14 protein-coding genes are annotated in these 13,705 nt (G+C 71.3%); 8 read left to right on the top strand and 6 right to left on the bottom strand.

All coding sequences use genetic code 11. From position 1 onward, the window contains the following. Nucleotides 1–117: 117 nt before the first annotated feature. Nucleotides 118–1,755, bottom strand: a complete 1,638-nt coding sequence (locus AS857_RS27600) for a beta-N-acetylhexosaminidase (RefSeq protein ID WP_058045915.1) — start codon at nucleotides 1,753–1,755, stop codon at nucleotides 118–120. A 171-nt stretch (nucleotides 1,756–1,926) separates the two neighbouring features. Here AS857_RS27600 and AS857_RS27595 point away from each other — a divergent pair, with 171 nt between their 5' ends. The 5 genes from AS857_RS27595 (at nucleotide 1,927) to AS857_RS27575 (ending at nucleotide 6,168) form a co-directional block, all read left to right on the top strand. After that, complete coding sequence (locus tag AS857_RS27595; protein ID WP_245700541.1) at nucleotides 1,927–2,538, top strand: 2-oxo-4-hydroxy-4-carboxy-5-ureidoimidazoline decarboxylase; 612 nt, start codon at nucleotides 1,927–1,929, stop codon at nucleotides 2,536–2,538. A gap of 231 nt (nucleotides 2,539–2,769) precedes the next feature. After that, the gene (sdhC, locus tag AS857_RS27590; protein WP_079110670.1) at nucleotides 2,770–3,150 is read left to right on the top strand and encodes a succinate dehydrogenase, cytochrome b556 subunit; all 381 of its coding nucleotides are present in this window, start codon (nucleotides 2,770–2,772) and stop codon (nucleotides 3,148–3,150) included. An 8-nt stretch (nucleotides 3,151–3,158) separates the two neighbouring features. Beyond that, on the top strand, nucleotides 3,159–3,635 hold the full coding sequence (locus AS857_RS27585) for a succinate dehydrogenase hydrophobic membrane anchor subunit (protein WP_058045913.1): 477 nt from the start codon (nucleotides 3,159–3,161) through the stop codon (nucleotides 3,633–3,635). A 20-nt stretch (nucleotides 3,636–3,655) separates the two neighbouring features. After that, nucleotides 3,656–5,410 (top strand): succinate dehydrogenase flavoprotein subunit, encoded by a 1,755-nt coding sequence (gene sdhA / locus AS857_RS27580; protein WP_058045912.1) that lies wholly within the window; start codon nucleotides 3,656–3,658, stop codon nucleotides 5,408–5,410. Then, nucleotides 5,410–6,168 (top strand): succinate dehydrogenase iron-sulfur subunit, encoded by a 759-nt coding sequence (locus AS857_RS27575; RefSeq protein ID WP_058045911.1) that lies wholly within the window; start codon nucleotides 5,410–5,412, stop codon nucleotides 6,166–6,168. Before sdhA ends, AS857_RS27575 begins: the two co-directional genes overlap by 1 nt. Nucleotides 6,169–6,274: 106 nt before the next feature. Here the strand turns inward: AS857_RS27575 and AS857_RS27570 are convergent, their stop codons facing one another. Beyond that, nucleotides 6,275–6,670 (bottom strand): MerR family transcriptional regulator, encoded by a 396-nt coding sequence (locus AS857_RS27570; RefSeq protein WP_058045910.1) that lies wholly within the window; start codon nucleotides 6,668–6,670, stop codon nucleotides 6,275–6,277. 62 nt (nucleotides 6,671–6,732) lie between these two features. On the opposite strand from AS857_RS27570, the gene AS857_RS27565 reads away from it, so the two are divergent. Together AS857_RS27565 and AS857_RS27560 are read left to right on the top strand one after the other, a co-directional pair. After that, nucleotides 6,733–7,512 carry an alpha/beta fold hydrolase gene (locus AS857_RS27565; protein ID WP_058047097.1) on the top strand — a complete coding sequence of 260 codons (780 nt, stop codon included), beginning with the start codon at nucleotides 6,733–6,735 and terminating at the stop codon, nucleotides 7,510–7,512. Nucleotides 7,513–7,593: 81 nt separating this feature from the next. Next, the gene (locus AS857_RS27560; RefSeq protein ID WP_058045909.1) at nucleotides 7,594–9,147 is read left to right on the top strand and encodes an ABC transporter substrate-binding protein; all 1,554 of its coding nucleotides are present in this window, start codon (nucleotides 7,594–7,596) and stop codon (nucleotides 9,145–9,147) included. A 23-nt stretch (nucleotides 9,148–9,170) separates the two neighbouring features. Here the strand turns inward: AS857_RS27560 and AS857_RS27555 are convergent, their stop codons facing one another. Next, nucleotides 9,171–9,383, bottom strand: coding sequence for an SCO4848 family membrane protein (locus AS857_RS27555; protein ID WP_058047096.1), 213 nt, complete (start codon nucleotides 9,381–9,383; stop codon nucleotides 9,171–9,173). A 94-nt stretch (nucleotides 9,384–9,477) separates the two neighbouring features. Between AS857_RS27555 and AS857_RS27550 the strand changes: the two genes are divergently transcribed. Beyond that, complete coding sequence (locus AS857_RS27550) at nucleotides 9,478–10,932, top strand: D-alanyl-D-alanine carboxypeptidase family protein (protein ID WP_476718234.1); 1,455 nt, start codon at nucleotides 9,478–9,480, stop codon at nucleotides 10,930–10,932. A 47-nt stretch (nucleotides 10,933–10,979) separates the two neighbouring features. Here AS857_RS27550 and AS857_RS27545 read toward each other — a convergent pair whose 3' ends face one another. The 3 genes from AS857_RS27545 to trpS form a co-directional block, all read right to left on the bottom strand. Then, nucleotides 10,980–11,852 carry a YihY/virulence factor BrkB family protein gene (locus AS857_RS27545; protein WP_058045907.1) on the bottom strand — a complete coding sequence of 291 codons (873 nt, stop codon included), beginning with the start codon at nucleotides 11,850–11,852 and terminating at the stop codon, nucleotides 10,980–10,982. Nucleotides 11,853–11,901: 49 nt separating this feature from the next. Next, on the bottom strand, nucleotides 11,902–12,489 hold the full coding sequence (locus AS857_RS27540; RefSeq protein ID WP_058045906.1) for a 2'-5' RNA ligase family protein: 588 nt from the start codon (nucleotides 12,487–12,489) through the stop codon (nucleotides 11,902–11,904). 133 nt (nucleotides 12,490–12,622) lie between these two features. Beyond that, nucleotides 12,623–13,636 carry a tryptophan--tRNA ligase gene (gene trpS, locus AS857_RS27535; RefSeq protein WP_058045905.1) on the bottom strand — a complete coding sequence of 338 codons (1,014 nt, stop codon included), beginning with the start codon at nucleotides 13,634–13,636 and terminating at the stop codon, nucleotides 12,623–12,625. Nucleotides 13,637–13,705: the final 69 nt, after the last annotated feature.

Genomic DNA, 13,705 nt, shown 5'->3' with positions numbered 1-13,705 from the left:
GTTTCCCTCCGTCACGGCGGGCGTTTCCCGAGGCGGCCCCATGACGAACCCGCTGACCAACCCCGCTGACGAACCCGTTCAGCGAATCCGCTCAGCCAATCCGCTCAGCGAACCCGCTCAGCGGACCCGCGCGTCCAGCGCCGTGAAGTCCTGCCACGGCATCGTCGGCCGGCGGGCGTCCCACAGCCGCTGGGCGACCGCGGCCAGCGGCAGCCGGATGCCGTCGGCGACCTGCTGGGCGTTCTGCGCCTCGGGCCGGTCGCACCAGACGGCGAGCCGCCCGCCCAGCACCCGGTCGGGGCCGGCCTGTCCCGGTACGGGCGCCGTGCCGCGCAGCACGGGCGGCGACCACTGCTCGTAGATCCGCTGCCCCGTGGGGTAGACGAACTGGTTGGGCTGGCCGAGGACGTAGTAGAGGTACTCGTCGTTGAGGTTGACGAGCCTGCGCCCCTCGTTCAGGTACTCCTGCGGCGGCCGGGCGCCGATCTCCTTGCCGGTCCAGTACTCGACCTCGATGTCCTTGTTCGCGGTCACGACGCCGCCGCGGAAGAAGCCGTCGTTCCACGCCTTGGCCTTCTTGCCGAGGGTGCGCACGAGGGCGGCCCGGTCGTTGAGCCAGCCGGTGGCCAGGTCCTGGACGCGGGCGCGCGGCCCGTACTTCTCGCGGGCGCGGGCGGCCAGGCGCGGGTAGGAGGCCTCGGGGTTCTTCGCCATCAGCGCGCGGTACTCGTCGGCGCCGAGGTGGAAGTACGGGCCGGGGAAGAGCGGGGCGTACTCGCGCAGCAGGTCGTCGACGATGCGGGCCGCGTCGGGGTTGGCGATGTCGACCGCGCCGCGGGCGGTCCTGCCGGCGGCGTCGCGCAGCTGCAGCGTGGGGTGGGCGGCGATGACGGCGCCGAGGTGGCCGGGCGAGTCGATCTCGGGGATGACGGTGATGTGCAGGGACTCGGCGAGGGCCACGATCCGGCGGACCTCGGCCTTGGTCAGCCGCTGCGGGGAGACGATCTCGGGGTGGGAGTCGCTCTCGATGCGGAAGCCCTGGTCGTCGGAGAAGTGCAGGGCGAGCTGGTTGAGCTTGAGGGCGGACAGCTCGCGCAGCCGGGCCTCGATCCACTCGGCGGTGAAGTGCTTGCGGGCGATGTCGAGGTGGAGGCCGCGCTGGGCGCGGTCGGGGGCGTCGCGCACGACGCCTTCGGGGAGCCCGCCGCCGGAGCGCACGGCCTGCAGGAGGGTGCGCGTGCCGTAGAACACCCCGGCTTCGCCCGCCGAGGCGACGAGCACCTTGCCGTCGCGGGCGGTCAGCTCGTAGGCCTCGGCCGCGAGCGGCCCCTGTCCCGTGCCGGGACGCAGGACGAGTTCGGCGTCGCCGGGGCGGGCGGGGCCGGCCGCGTAGCCGAGCCTGAGCTCGCCGGCCAGGCGGCGGCCCTCGTCGGCGAGCGGGCCGGAGGCGATCACGCGGGCGCCTTCGGTGGGCCGCCAGCCGGGGCCGGCGGCGCCCTCGGCCGAGCGGACGGCGGGGATGGCCCGGGGGATGCCGGCGGGGACGGGGGCCTGCGCGGGGGACCGGCGGGCGGGTGAGCTGGTCAGGGCGGCGGAGGTCGTGGCGGAGGCCCCGGGGGAGCGCGAGTCGTCCCCGCCCGGCCGGGTGCCGGTTTCGCGGGGGCAGCCCATCAGGGTCATGGTGGCGAGGAGGACGCCGGCGCAGACGGTCCCCCGGACGGCCGACGCTCTGGTCATCCTGAGGCGCAGTCCCATGGAGCAAGCCTCCTCTTCCGGAGTCTTCACGGCTCTTTCGGCCTGAATGGGGCGAAGGTAGTCCTCCTTCCCCACGAGGCGTTGCGCCCATGTCCACCGCGCACCGGAATCCGCCCCCGTCCGAATGAAATTCATCCATACGCCGGACGGTGGCCGAGAAGCATCGTTACGGTGGCGGCCCGGTTTGACTCCTCACCCGCTCACCCGCTCACCCGCCCGGTGCCGCCGGGTCCAGCTGCCGGAGGTTCGGAGATCACGCTGTACGACCTCGACCGCCACGGCCTCGACCGGCTCAACTCCGCCACGCCCGGCGCGGCCGAGGCCGCCCTCCTCGCCTGCTGCGGCAGCCGCCGCTGGGCCCGCCACCTCGCCGACCTGCGCCCCTACCCCGACCTGCGCACCCTGCTGAACACCGCGGAGCACGCCGCCCGCGGCCTGGCCCCCGCCGATCTGGCCGAGGCGCTCGCCGACGAGACCGTCCCCCAGCACCTCCTCACGGGCCCCGGCGCCACCGAGGCGATCCGCGGCGCGCTGCGCCAGGCCCAGGCCGCCTACGAGGCCAGATTCGGCCATGTCTTCGTGCTCTGCCTGGACGGCAGCCGTCCGGACGACGCCCTGGACCGCGCCCTGGCCGCCCTGCGCGCCCGGCTCGCCTCCACCCCTGCCCAGGAGGCCGCCGTCACCGCCGCGGAGCTCGCCCGCCTCGCCCGCGGCCGGCTCACCCGGCTGGCGCCGGACACCCCGCCCATGCGGCCGCGTACCGCCCGGCCGTGCGGGACATAACACCCATTCGGCCGGACATCCCAGGCCAGACCGGGTGCGGAATTCCCCCAGGAGTCACCCCGTCCGGCCCTTGACGGGCGCGCACATGCCTGTTTGATCACACCTGCGGACCCCGGGACGCCGAACCGACAAGGCGTCGCTACGATGGCCAGGGCCGGTGGACCGTACCCGGCCGGGCCCGACCGACAGAGAAGCCGGCAGGCCCTGATCCCCGCTCCCGGAGGGTTTTCCGTGCCGGCTGGAACGCTGTACCGCGGCCGGGAAGGCATGTGGTCCTGGGTGGCTCATCGAGTCACCGGCGTCCTCATTTTCTTCTTCCTGTTCGTGCACGTCCTGGACACCGCTCTCGTCCGCGTCTCCCCCGAGGCGTACGACGAGGTCGTCGCGACGTACAAGACGCCCCTCGTGAATGTGATGGAGTACGGCCTCGTCGCCGCCATCCTCTTCCACGCGCTCAACGGCCTCCGCATCATCGCCGTGGACTTCTGGTCCAAGGGACCGCGGAAGCAGAAGCAGATGCTGTGGTGGGTCGTCATCATCTGGGCTGTGCTCATGGCAGGCGCCTTCTACCCCGTGCTCCAGCACACGCTGCGCACGCTGTTCGGGAGCTGAGTCGCGAAATGTCTGCTGAAACCACCCCCGCCACCGCCGCCGCGGCCGACGTCTCCCTCTACGACGTCGACAACCCGGCCCCGGTCATCGAAGCGCCCCGCAAGCGCACCAAGAAGACCCCGAAGACGACCCGCACCAACTTCGAGCTGTACGGCTGGCTGTTCATGCGGCTGTCCGGCATCGTCCTGGTCGTCCTGGTCCTCGGCCACCTGCTGATCCAGCTCGTCCTCGACGGCGGCGTCAGCAAGATCGGCTTCGCCTTCGTGGCCGGCCGCTGGGCCTCGCCGTTCTGGCAGGCCTGGGACCTGGTCATGCTCTGGCTCGCGATGCTCCACGGCGCCAACGGCCTCCGCACGGTCATCAACGACTACGCGGAGCGCGCGACGACCCGTTTCTGGCTGAAGAACCTGCTGTACGCGGCCACGGTGTTCACCGTCCTGCTGGGCACGCTGGTGATCTTCACCTTCGACCCGAACATCCGCTAGAGCCCGGGGCTGACGACACCATGAAGATCCACAAGTACGACACCGTCATCGTCGGCGCCGGTGGCGCCGGCATGCGCGCGGCCATCGAGTCGACGAAGCGCAGCCGCACCGCGGTGCTCACCAAGCTCTACCCCACCCGCTCCCACACCGGCGCCGCCCAGGGCGGCATGGCCGCCGCCCTCGCGAACGTCGAGGAGGACAACTGGGAGTGGCACACCTTCGACACGATCAAGGGCGGTGACTACCTGGTCGACCAGGACGCCGCCGAGATCCTGGCGAAGGAGGCCATCGACGCGGTCCTCGACCTCGAGAAGATGGGCCTGCCGTTCAACCGCACCCCGGACGGCACCATCGACCAGCGCCGCTTCGGCGGTCACAGCCGCAACCACGGCGAGGCCCCGGTCCGCCGGTCCTGCTACGCCGCGGACCGCACCGGCCACATGATCCTCCAGACGCTGTACCAGAACTGCGTCAAGGAGGGCGTGGAGTTCTTCAACGAGTTCTACGTCCTGGACCAGCTGATCACCGAGGTCGACGGCGTCAAGAAGTCGGCCGGCGTGGTCGCCTACGAGCTGGCCACCGGCGAGATCCACATCTTCCAGGCGAAGGCGGTCATCTACGCCTCCGGCGGCACCGGCAAGTTCTTCAAGGTGACGTCGAACGCCCACACGCTCACGGGCGACGGCCAGGCGGCCTGCTACCGCCGCGGCCTGCCGCTGGAGGACATGGAGTTCTTCCAGTTCCACCCGACGGGCATCTGGCGCATGGGCATCCTGCTGACGGAGGGCGCCCGCGGTGAAGGCGGCATCCTCCGCAACAAGGACGGCGAGCGCTTCATGGAGAAGTACGCGCCGGTCATGAAGGACCTCGCGTCCCGTGACGTCGTCTCGCGCTCCATCTACACGGAGATCCGCGAGGGCCGCGGCTGCGGTCCCGAGGGCGACCACGTCTACCTCGACCTCACCCACCTGCCGCCGGAGCAGCTGGACGCCAAGCTCCCGGACATCACCGAGTTCGCGCGCACCTACCTCGGCATCGAGCCCTACACGGACCCGATCCCGATCCAGCCCACCGCGCACTACGCCATGGGCGGCATCCCGACCAACGTCGAGGGCGAGGTGCTGGCCGACAACGACACCGTCGTCCCCGGCCTCTACGCCGCCGGCGAGGTCGCCTGCGTGTCCGTGCACGGCGCCAACCGCCTGGGCACCAACTCGCTGCTCGACATCAACGTCTTCGGCAAGCGCGCCGGCATCGCCGCCGCCGAGTACTCCGCCAAGGCCGACTACGTCGAGCTGCCGGAGAACCCGGCGCAGCTCGTCGCCGAGCAGGTCGAGCGGCTGCGCAACTCCACGGGCAAGGAGCGGGTCGCCGAGCTCCGCAAGGAGCTGCAGGAGACCATGGACGCCAACGTCATGGTCTTCCGCACCGAGCAGACCATCAAGACGGCCGTCGAGAAGATCGCCGAGCTGCGCGAGCGCTACAGGAACGTGTCCGTCCAGGACAAGGGCAAGCGCTTCAACACCGACCTGCTGGAGGCCATCGAGCTGGGCAACCTGCTCGACCTGGCCGAGGTGATGGCCGTGTCCGCGCTCGCGCGCAAGGAGTCCCGCGGTGGTCACTACCGCGAGGACTACCCCAACCGCGACGACGTCAACTTCATGCGCCACACCATGGCGTACCGCGAGGTCGACGCGGAGGGCAAGGACTCGATCCGCCTCGACTACAAGCCGGTCGTCCAGACCCGCTACCAGCCGATGGAGCGTAAGTACTGATGAGCACCGCGACTCTCGACAAGGTCGAGGCCGACTCCGCGGCCTCTCCCTACATCAAGGTCACCTTCCGCATCCGCCGGTTCAACCCGGAGGTCTCGGACGAGGTCACCTGGCAGGACTTCGAGGTCGACATCGACCCCAAGGAGCGGGTCCTCGACGGTCTCCACAAGATCAAGTGGGACGTCGACGGTACGCTGACGTTCCGTCGCTCCTGCGCGCACGGCATCTGCGGCTCCGACGCGATGCGCATCAACGGCAAGAACCGCCTCGCGTGCAAGACGCTGATCAAGGACATCAACCCGTCGAAGCCGATCACGGTCGAGCCCATCAAGGGCCTCACGGTCCTGAAGGACCTCGTGGTCGACATGGAGCCGTTCTTCCAGGCCTACCGCGACGTGATGCCCTTCCTGATCACCAAGGGCAACGAGCCGACGCGCGAGCGCCTGCAGTCCGCCGAGGACCGCGAGCGCTTCGACGACACCACCAAGTGCATCCTGTGCGCCGCGTGCACGTCCTCGTGCCCGGTGTTCTGGAACGACGGCCAGTACTTCGGCCCGGCGGCGATCGTCAACGCGCACCGCTTCATCTTCGACTCGCGCGACGAGGCCGGTGAGCAGCGCCTGGAGATCCTGAACGACAAGGACGGCGTGTGGCGTTGCCGCACCACGTTCAACTGCACGGACGCCTGCCCGCGTGGCATCGAGGTCACCAAGGCGATCCAGGAGGTGAAGCGGGCGCTCATCACGCGCCGCTTCTGACCTGCGGTCCGCTTCCGCGCAAAGGCCGGGGCCCCGCTTCCCCCTTCGGGGAGGAGCGGGGCCCCGGCCTTTGCCGTGCCGCCGGCCGCGCGGAACGTGCCCGGGCTCAGGCCGAGCGCAGGGCCTGCAGGGCGAGCGCCTCGTCCTCGCGCCGCCGGGTGTCCATCGCCTCGGCCACGCCGAGCAGCGCCTCCTTGCGGCGCCGGAGCCCGGCCATCTGCTCCTCCACCCGGGCGAGCTGGTCGTCGACGGCCCGGACGGAGTGCGTGCAGGCGAGCAGGCCGGGGCCGCCCTGGGCGCAGGGCAGGAGCGTGCGGATGGTCTCCGTCGTCATGCCGGCGTCGAGGAGCTCGCGGATGCGGCCGACGCGCTCGGCGGCGTCCTGCCGGTATCTGCGGTAGCCGTTGGCGTCCCGCTCGGAGCCGAGCAGGCCCTGCTCCTCGTAGTAGCGCAGGAGCCGGGGGCTCACTCCGGTACGGCGTGACAGCTCTCCGATGCGCATGTGCAGTTCTCCCCCATCAGGACTTGACCTTGACACTGATGTCATACGGCAACCTCTTGCCCATGACACAGATTCCCGCATTCGCCACCACCGTCACCGGCTCCGGCCCCGGCCTCCTCCTCGCGCACGGCGCGGGCGGCAGCATCGAGGGGAACTACGCACCGATCATTCCGGCCCTCGCCGAGCACCACACCGTGGTGGCCCCCGACTACCCCGGCTCCGGTGCGACGCCCCGCGCGGAGCGACTGACCCTGGACGGCCTCGTGGACGGGATCGTGGCCGCCGCCGACGCGGCGGGCCTCGACACGTTCACCCTCCTCGGCTACTCGCTGGGCACCCTGGTGTCCGTCCGGACGGCGGCCCGGTACCCGGACCGGGTGCGCGGGCTGGTCCTGACGGCCGGTCTGGCCCGGCCGGACAACCGCACGCTGGCCTCGCTGGACCTCTGGCAGCACTTCCTCGCGAACGGCGACGTCGAGGCCTTCGCCCGGTTCATCGTCCTGTCCGGCTTCGGCGAGGACTTCTACAACGCCGTGCCCGCCGAGCACGTGCCGGCCTTCCTGGACCTGATCGCCGCGGGCGTCCCGGCCGGGGCCGCCGAGCAGGCCGCCGTGGTGGCGACCGCCGACACCCGGCCCCACCTGGCCGGAATCTCCGTCCCGACCCTGGTGATAGCCACCCTGCAGGACACCCTCGTCTCCCCCGCCAACTCCCGTCTCCTGGCGGACGGGATCCCCGGTGCGGAGTACGCGGAGATCGAAACGGGCCACATCCCGATGGCCGAGAAGCCGCGCGAGTGGGAGAAGCTGATCGTCGACTTCCTGGCCCGGAAGGAACTCTGACGATCACTTGGCCGATTTTCCGGACGCACGGCCGTTCCTGTGTTTGAGTGAGGCGCATCACTGGGCGGAGGGGGCGCGGGGATGCGTGGGCTTCGGGCGGGGGCGGCCGTGGTGGCTGCGGTGCTGTTGGCGGGCGGGGCGGGAGGGTGCACGCTGGTCTCGCCGGGGGACGAGGACCAGGGGCCGATCACCGTCGGCACCACGGACACCGTCACCTCCCTCGACCCCGCCGGCGCCTACGACGCGGGCTCCTGGGCGCTGTTCAGCAACGTCTATCAGTCATTGCTGACCTACGCCCCCGGCACGGGCTCCCCCGTGCCGGACGCGGCCGACCGGTGCGGCTTCCAGGGGAAGGACTTACGCACGTACCGGTGCGAGCTCCGCGAGGGCCTGAAGTTCGGCAACGGGCGCGAACTGACCGCCGAGGACGTGAAGTTCTCCTTCGACCGGATCCTGCGGATCAAGTCGCCCCAGGGCCCGCAGTCGCTGCTGGACACCCTGGAGTCCGTCGGCACCACCGGACGGACCGTCACCTTCCGGCTGCGGGTCCCGGACGCCACGTTCCCGTTCAAGATAGCCACCGGCGCCGGCGCCATAGTCGACAGCTCGCGCTACCCGGCCGACAGGCTGCGCACCGGCACCGAGGCCGACGGCTCCGGCCCGTACGCCCTCAAGGGCTACCGCCCGCGCTCCGTGGCCGAGCTGCGGCCCAACAAGAACTACCAGGGCGCCGTGAAGCACCGGGGCGGCGACGTGACGGTGCACTACTTCCGGGACGCGGCCACGATGAGCAAGGCGTGGAAGCAGCGCTCCCTCGACGTCGCCGGGCGGCTGATGCCGCCATCCGACATCGCCGCGCACTCCCTGTCCGACACCGGGGTGAAGCTGATGGAGAGCGCCGGCTCCGAGACCCGCTCCATGTTCTTCAACCTGCGCGAGGGCTCGCCGCTGAAGGCGCTGCCGGTCCGCCGGGCCATCGCCGCCGTCGTCGACCGCGAGGCCCTCGCGCGCGACGTGCACCGCCGCACCGTCGAACCGCTGTACTCCCTCATCCCCCAGGGCCTCGGCGGCCACACCACGTCGTTCTTCGACCTCAACCCCCGGCCGGACCCCGAGTCCGCACGCTCCGCCCTGAGCCGCGCCGGCATCACCACCCCCGTCCGCTTCACGCTCGCGTACTCGCAGGGCGCCGCCACGGACGAGGAGGCGGCGCTGCTCGAGCGGCAGCTGGAGAGCACCGGGCTGTTCGAGGTGACCACGCGGCACGTGGAGTGGACGGAGTTCCGGCAGGGCTACGCGCGGGGCGACTACGACGCGTACTGCGTCGGCTGGCTGGCCGACTTCCCCGACCCGGACAACTTCACCACCCCCCTCGTGGGCCGGTCCTCCTCCTTCCGCACGGGCTACGCCAATCCGAAGGTGGAGCAGCTCATCGGCGCCACGCAGGACAGCTCCCGGCGCAGCGGCGTCTCGAAGGACTTCCGGGCCATCCAGGAGATCATCGCCCAGGACGTCCCCGTGCTGCCCCTGTGGCAGAAGAAGGACTACGTGCTGAGCAGCGCGTCCGTCTCGGGGACGCAGTACCTCTCCGACGGGACCGGGCAGTGGCGCCTGTGGGAGCTGGGGCGGCTCTGATCGCCCCGGTGCCCGGCGGGCTCCTATGACCTGCGCCGCAGCGCCCTGACGCCGCGCAACCCGATCAGCCCCACGGCCGTCCCCAGAAGAAACGAGGTGACCGCGAGCGCGAGATGCACCCAGAAGTACGCGGTCGGGTCACCCGCGTCGTCAAAGGCGAGACCGCTGCCGTCCTTCCACAGATTCTTCGCGAAGGTGATCCAGATGACCCAGCTCCACGCGCCGAAGGCGAGCAGGAACCAGGAGACGGGACGGGTGAGGACGGCGGGGGCGGCAGGGGCGGCGGAGGCCCCGGACGCGGCGGGGGCGGCGTCGGACGAAGTGCTCGGCATGGGTTTCAGTATGCGTTCGGGTCAGCGCACTAGTCCTATCGGGTCCCCGGGCGTCATCCGAGCCAGTGAGGCGGCGACTGGAACCCCCAGGTGGCGGGGTAGTTTCACGAACGTGCCGACGACGACATCACGCCCCAAGCGGGCCGCCGCGACGCGACGACGTCACGGGGCCGCGCTCGCGGCCGCCGCCTCTCTGATCGTCCCGTTGACGACCGCCGCCCCCGCCCTTGCCGATCCCACGCCCTCCCCGACCCCGAGCCGCCCGAGCGTGAGCCCCAGCCCCTCGGGCGTCCGGGCCACCGGGGGCGCCACGGCAGTGGAGGACGACGGCAAGGGCATCGGCCGGGGCGCGCCCCGGAGGCCGCCCGCCCGGATGTCCACCGTGGGCGGCGAGATGCTGGGCCTGCCGGGCCCGCAGGTGCAGCTCGGCCCGGGCGCGCCGCAGCTGCCCAAGGACCTCAGCGGGCGCTCCTGGCTCGTGGCGGACGCGGAGTCGGGCGAGATCCTCGCCGCGAACAACGCGCACTGGCAGCTGCCGCCCGCCTCGACGCTGAAGATGCTCTTCGCCGACACGGTGCTGCCGAAGCTCCCCCGGACGAAGACGCACCGGGTCATGCCCTCCGACCTGGAGGGCATGGGCGCCGGCAGCAGCGCCGTGGGGGTGAAGGAGGGGTCCTCGTACAGCGTCCACGACCTGTGGCTGGGCGTGTTCCTGCGCTCGGGCAACGATGCGGTGCGCGTCCTCGCGTCCATGAACGGAGGGATCCCGAAGACCGTGAAGGACATGCAGGCGCACGCCGAGGATCTGCAGGCGCTGGACACCCACGTCGTCACCCCCGACGGCTACGACGCGGACGAGCAGGTCTCCAGCGCGTACGACCTGACGCTGTTCGCCCGTTCGGGGCTGCAGAAGGCGGACTTCCGGGAGTACTGCTCGACGGTGTCGGCGCAGTTCCCCGGCGAGGAGAAGCCGGGCAAGCCGCGCGAGAGCTTCGGCATCGTCAACACGAACCGGCTGCTGACGGGCGAGGGCATGCCGAACGGCATGCCGTACAAGGGCATGGCCGGGGTGAAGAACGGCTCGACCACCAACGCGGGCAACACCTTCACGGGCGTCGCCCAGCACGACGGGCGCAAGCTGCTGGTGACGGTGATGAACCCGGAGATCCAGGAGCAGTACGAGGTCTACAAGGAGACCGCGCGGCTCCTGGACTGGGGCTTCGAGGCCGCCGGGCACGTCAAGCCGGTCGGCATGCTGGTTCCCCCGAAGGGAGGCGCCGCGGGCGGCAAGGACGGCGCCGGCAAGGCCGGCGGGAGCAGCACGCAGGCGTCGGTGGCGAGCGCGGGTTCCGGCGGGATGTGGACGGCCGTGGGGATCACGGGCGGGGCGCTCGTGGCGCTGGCCGCCGGAGCGTTCGTGGTGCACCGCCGCTGGCCGCGGCCGAAGGGGTAGGCGGTACGTCGCCGGTCCCGGTGGTTCCGTCTTCCGCCGGGCCGGCCTCACTCCATGAGGTCCTTCTCCCGTGACGGCCCGTCCTCCGGCGGCGTGGCCGTCCACGCCGCGCAGAACAGCACCAGCTTCGCCATGAAGTTGATCCACAGCAGCAGGGCGACGGGCGTGCCGAAGGCCCCGTACATGCTCTTCGCCGCCACGCCCCGCAGATAGCCGCCGAGCAGCAGTTTCAGCAGCTCCAGGCCCACGGCCCCGAGGAGCGCGCCGACGACGAGGCGGCGGCGCGGGGGCAGGACGCCGGGCAGCCGGGAGAGCACGTAGAGCATCAGCAGGAAGTCGGCGAGGACGGCGATGCAGAAGCCGGCCGCGGTCAGCAGCCCGCCGACGCCGTCCAGCCCGGTCCTGGCGGCCACCCAGTCCACGGCCGCCTGCGCGAAGACCGAGCAGCCCAGCGAGAGGAGCGCGACGCCGCCGAGGCCCAGGAGCAGCCCCCCGTCCTTGAGCCGGAGCAGGACGGGGTTGCCGGGGCTCTCCTCCTTCTCCCACACAGCGCGCAGGGACTCCCGCAGCGAGCCGATCCAGCCGATGCCGGTGAACAGGAGCAGCGCTCCGGCCACGATCCCGACCGTGCCGGCGTTGTCGACGAGGCTGCTGAGGTCGAGCTGGCCGGAGATGCCGGGCACCTGCTCGGCGAGCCGTCGCTCCAGGTCCCGCATCTGCTCCTCGCTGAGCAGGGCCGCGCCGACGGCGGCCCCCACGGTGAGCAGGGGGAAGAGGGCCACGAAGCTGGTGAAGGTGATCGCGGCGGCGAGCCTGGTCCACTTCACCCGGTCCAGGGTCTCGTACGAGCGCCACGCGTGGGTCCGCATGAGGCGGGTGATCAGGGGCCCGATGCCGGGGAGCCGCGTCAGCCATTCCATGGCGTACGTCTACCACCCGGGAGTGGGGTTACGCCCGGGCCGAGCTGCGCTAACGCGAAGGCGCGGGGGGTCGTGCGCCGGACTGCTGGGGGACGGCCGGCGCCGTCCCCTCCCCCTCCCCGAACGGATACTCGCGCTCCAGGCGCCACACGCCGTCCTCGCCCTGCTCGTAGAGGGCGAAGGCGTCGATCGTCCAGGCGGCCCGGAAGCCGGCGAGCTCCGCGTAGGCCCGGTCCATGGCCTCCTCGGCGATGCCGTGGGCGATGGTGACGTGCGGGTGGTACGGGAACTGCAGCTCGCGGGCGACGGGCCCGGAGGCGTCCCGGATGCGCTTCTGCAGCCAGGCGCAGGAGGAGGAGCCCTCGACCACGTTGACGTAGACGACGGGCGAGAGGGGGCGGAAGGTGCCGGTGCCGGACAGGCGCATGGGGAACGGCCGGCCCTCGGCGGCGACCCGGGCGAGGTGCGCCTCGATCGCGGGCAGGGACGAGGTGTCGACCTCGGTGGGCGGCAGCAGGGTGACGTGGGTGGGGATGCCGTGCGCGTGCGGGTCCCCGAAGCCCTCGCGGCGCTTCTGGAGGAAGCTGCCGTACGGCTCCGGGACCGCGATCGAAACGCCGAGCGTTACGGTCCCCATTGCGTTCTCCCTCCTGTGCGCCTGTATGTCCCCGTGGCCAGTGTGACGGCTGTGCCACACCCCGTGCCAGAGCTCCTGGTCCCGTACGGGCCGGGACCAGGGGCCCGGAGCGCTTCCGGTGGCCCGGCCGCCCTCAGTGCTTGGCGGGCAGGAAGCCCACCTTGTCGTACGCCTGGGCGAGCGTCTCCGCCGCGACCGCGCGGGCCTTCTCGGCGCCCTTCGCCAGGACAGAGTCCAGCGTCTCCGGGTCGTCGAGATATTCCTGCGTGCGGGCGCGGAAGGGCGTCACCCAGTCCACCATGACCTCGGCGAGGTCGGTCTTGAGCGCACCGTAGCCCTTGCCCTCGTACTTCTGCTCCAGATCCGCCATTCCCGTACCGGTGAGCGTGGCGTAGATGGTGAGCAGATTGCTGACGCCGGGCTTGTTCTCCGGGTCGAAGCGGATCACGGTGTCGGTGTCGGTGACCGCGCTCTTGATCTTCTTGGCGGAGACCTTGGGCTCGTCGAGGAGGTTGATCAGGCCCTTGGGGTTCGCCGTCGACTTGCTCATCTTCGCCGACGGGTCCTGCAGGTCGTAGATCTTCGCCGTCTCGCGGACGATGTGCGCGGCCGGGAGGGTGAAGGTGTCGCCGAAGCGGCCGTTGAAGCGCTCGGCCAGGTCGCGCGTGAGCTCGATGTGCTGGCGCTGGTCCTCGCCCACCGGGACGGCGTCCGCCTGGTAGAGGAGGATGTCGGCGACCTGGAGGATCGGGTAGGTGAACAGGCCGACCGTGGTGGCCCCGGCGCCCTGCTTGGCGGACTTGTCCTTGAACTGCGTCATCCGGGAGGCCTCGCCGAAGCCGGTGAGGCAGTTCATCACCCAGCCGAGCTGGGCGTGCTCGGGGACGTGGCTCTGCACGAAGAGAGTGCAGCGCTCCGGGTCGAGGCCGGCGGCGAGCAGCTGGGCCGCGGCGAGGCGGGTGTTGGCCCGCAGCTCCTTCGGGTCCTGCGGCACGGTGATCGCGTGCAGGTCGACCACCATGTAGAAGGCGTCGTGGGTCTCCTGCAGGGCCACGTACTGGCGGACGGCACCGAGGTAGTTCCCCAGGTGGAACGAGCCTGCGGTGGGCTGGATACCGGAGAGAGCGCGCGGTCGATCGAGGGCCATGCGCACATTCTCTCAGGTGCGGTGCCCGACTCCGTCCGACGGTGGGGCCGCGAGTAGTAGAAAGGTGGA

It is taken from the genome of Streptomyces roseifaciens (assembly GCF_001445655.1).
GTDB lineage: Bacteria > Actinomycetota > Actinomycetes > Streptomycetales > Streptomycetaceae > Streptomyces > Streptomyces aureoversilis.
The sequence above is the reverse complement of the archived record's forward strand: the minus strand, read 5'-3'. Positions and strand labels throughout refer to the sequence as shown.

Excerpts from the sequence above, each read along its gene's own strand:
- AS857_RS27600 (WP_058045915.1), bottom strand. The coding sequence starts at position 1,755 with ATGGGACTGCGCCTCAGGATGACCAGAGCGTCGGCCGTCCGGGGGACC.
- AS857_RS27585 (WP_058045913.1), top strand. The coding sequence starts at position 3,159 with ATGTCTGCTGAAACCACCCCCGCCACCGCCGCCGCGGCCGACGTCTCC.
- sdhA (WP_058045912.1), top strand. The coding sequence starts at position 3,656 with ATGAAGATCCACAAGTACGACACCGTCATCGTCGGCGCCGGTGGCGCC.
- AS857_RS27575 (WP_058045911.1), top strand. The coding sequence starts at position 5,410 with ATGAGCACCGCGACTCTCGACAAGGTCGAGGCCGACTCCGCGGCCTCT.
- AS857_RS27570 (WP_058045910.1), bottom strand. The coding sequence starts at position 6,670 with ATGCGCATCGGAGAGCTGTCACGCCGTACCGGAGTGAGCCCCCGGCTC.
- AS857_RS27565 (WP_058047097.1), top strand. The coding sequence starts at position 6,733 with ATGACACAGATTCCCGCATTCGCCACCACCGTCACCGGCTCCGGCCCC.
- AS857_RS27560 (WP_058045909.1), top strand. The coding sequence starts at position 7,594 with ATGCGTGGGCTTCGGGCGGGGGCGGCCGTGGTGGCTGCGGTGCTGTTG.
- AS857_RS27550 (WP_476718234.1), top strand. The coding sequence starts at position 9,478 with ATGGGTTTCAGTATGCGTTCGGGTCAGCGCACTAGTCCTATCGGGTCC.
- AS857_RS27545 (WP_058045907.1), bottom strand. The coding sequence starts at position 11,852 with ATGGAATGGCTGACGCGGCTCCCCGGCATCGGGCCCCTGATCACCCGC.
- AS857_RS27540 (WP_058045906.1), bottom strand. The coding sequence starts at position 12,489 with ATGGGGACCGTAACGCTCGGCGTTTCGATCGCGGTCCCGGAGCCGTAC.
- trpS (WP_058045905.1), bottom strand. The coding sequence starts at position 13,636 with ATGGCCCTCGATCGACCGCGCGCTCTCTCCGGTATCCAGCCCACCGCA.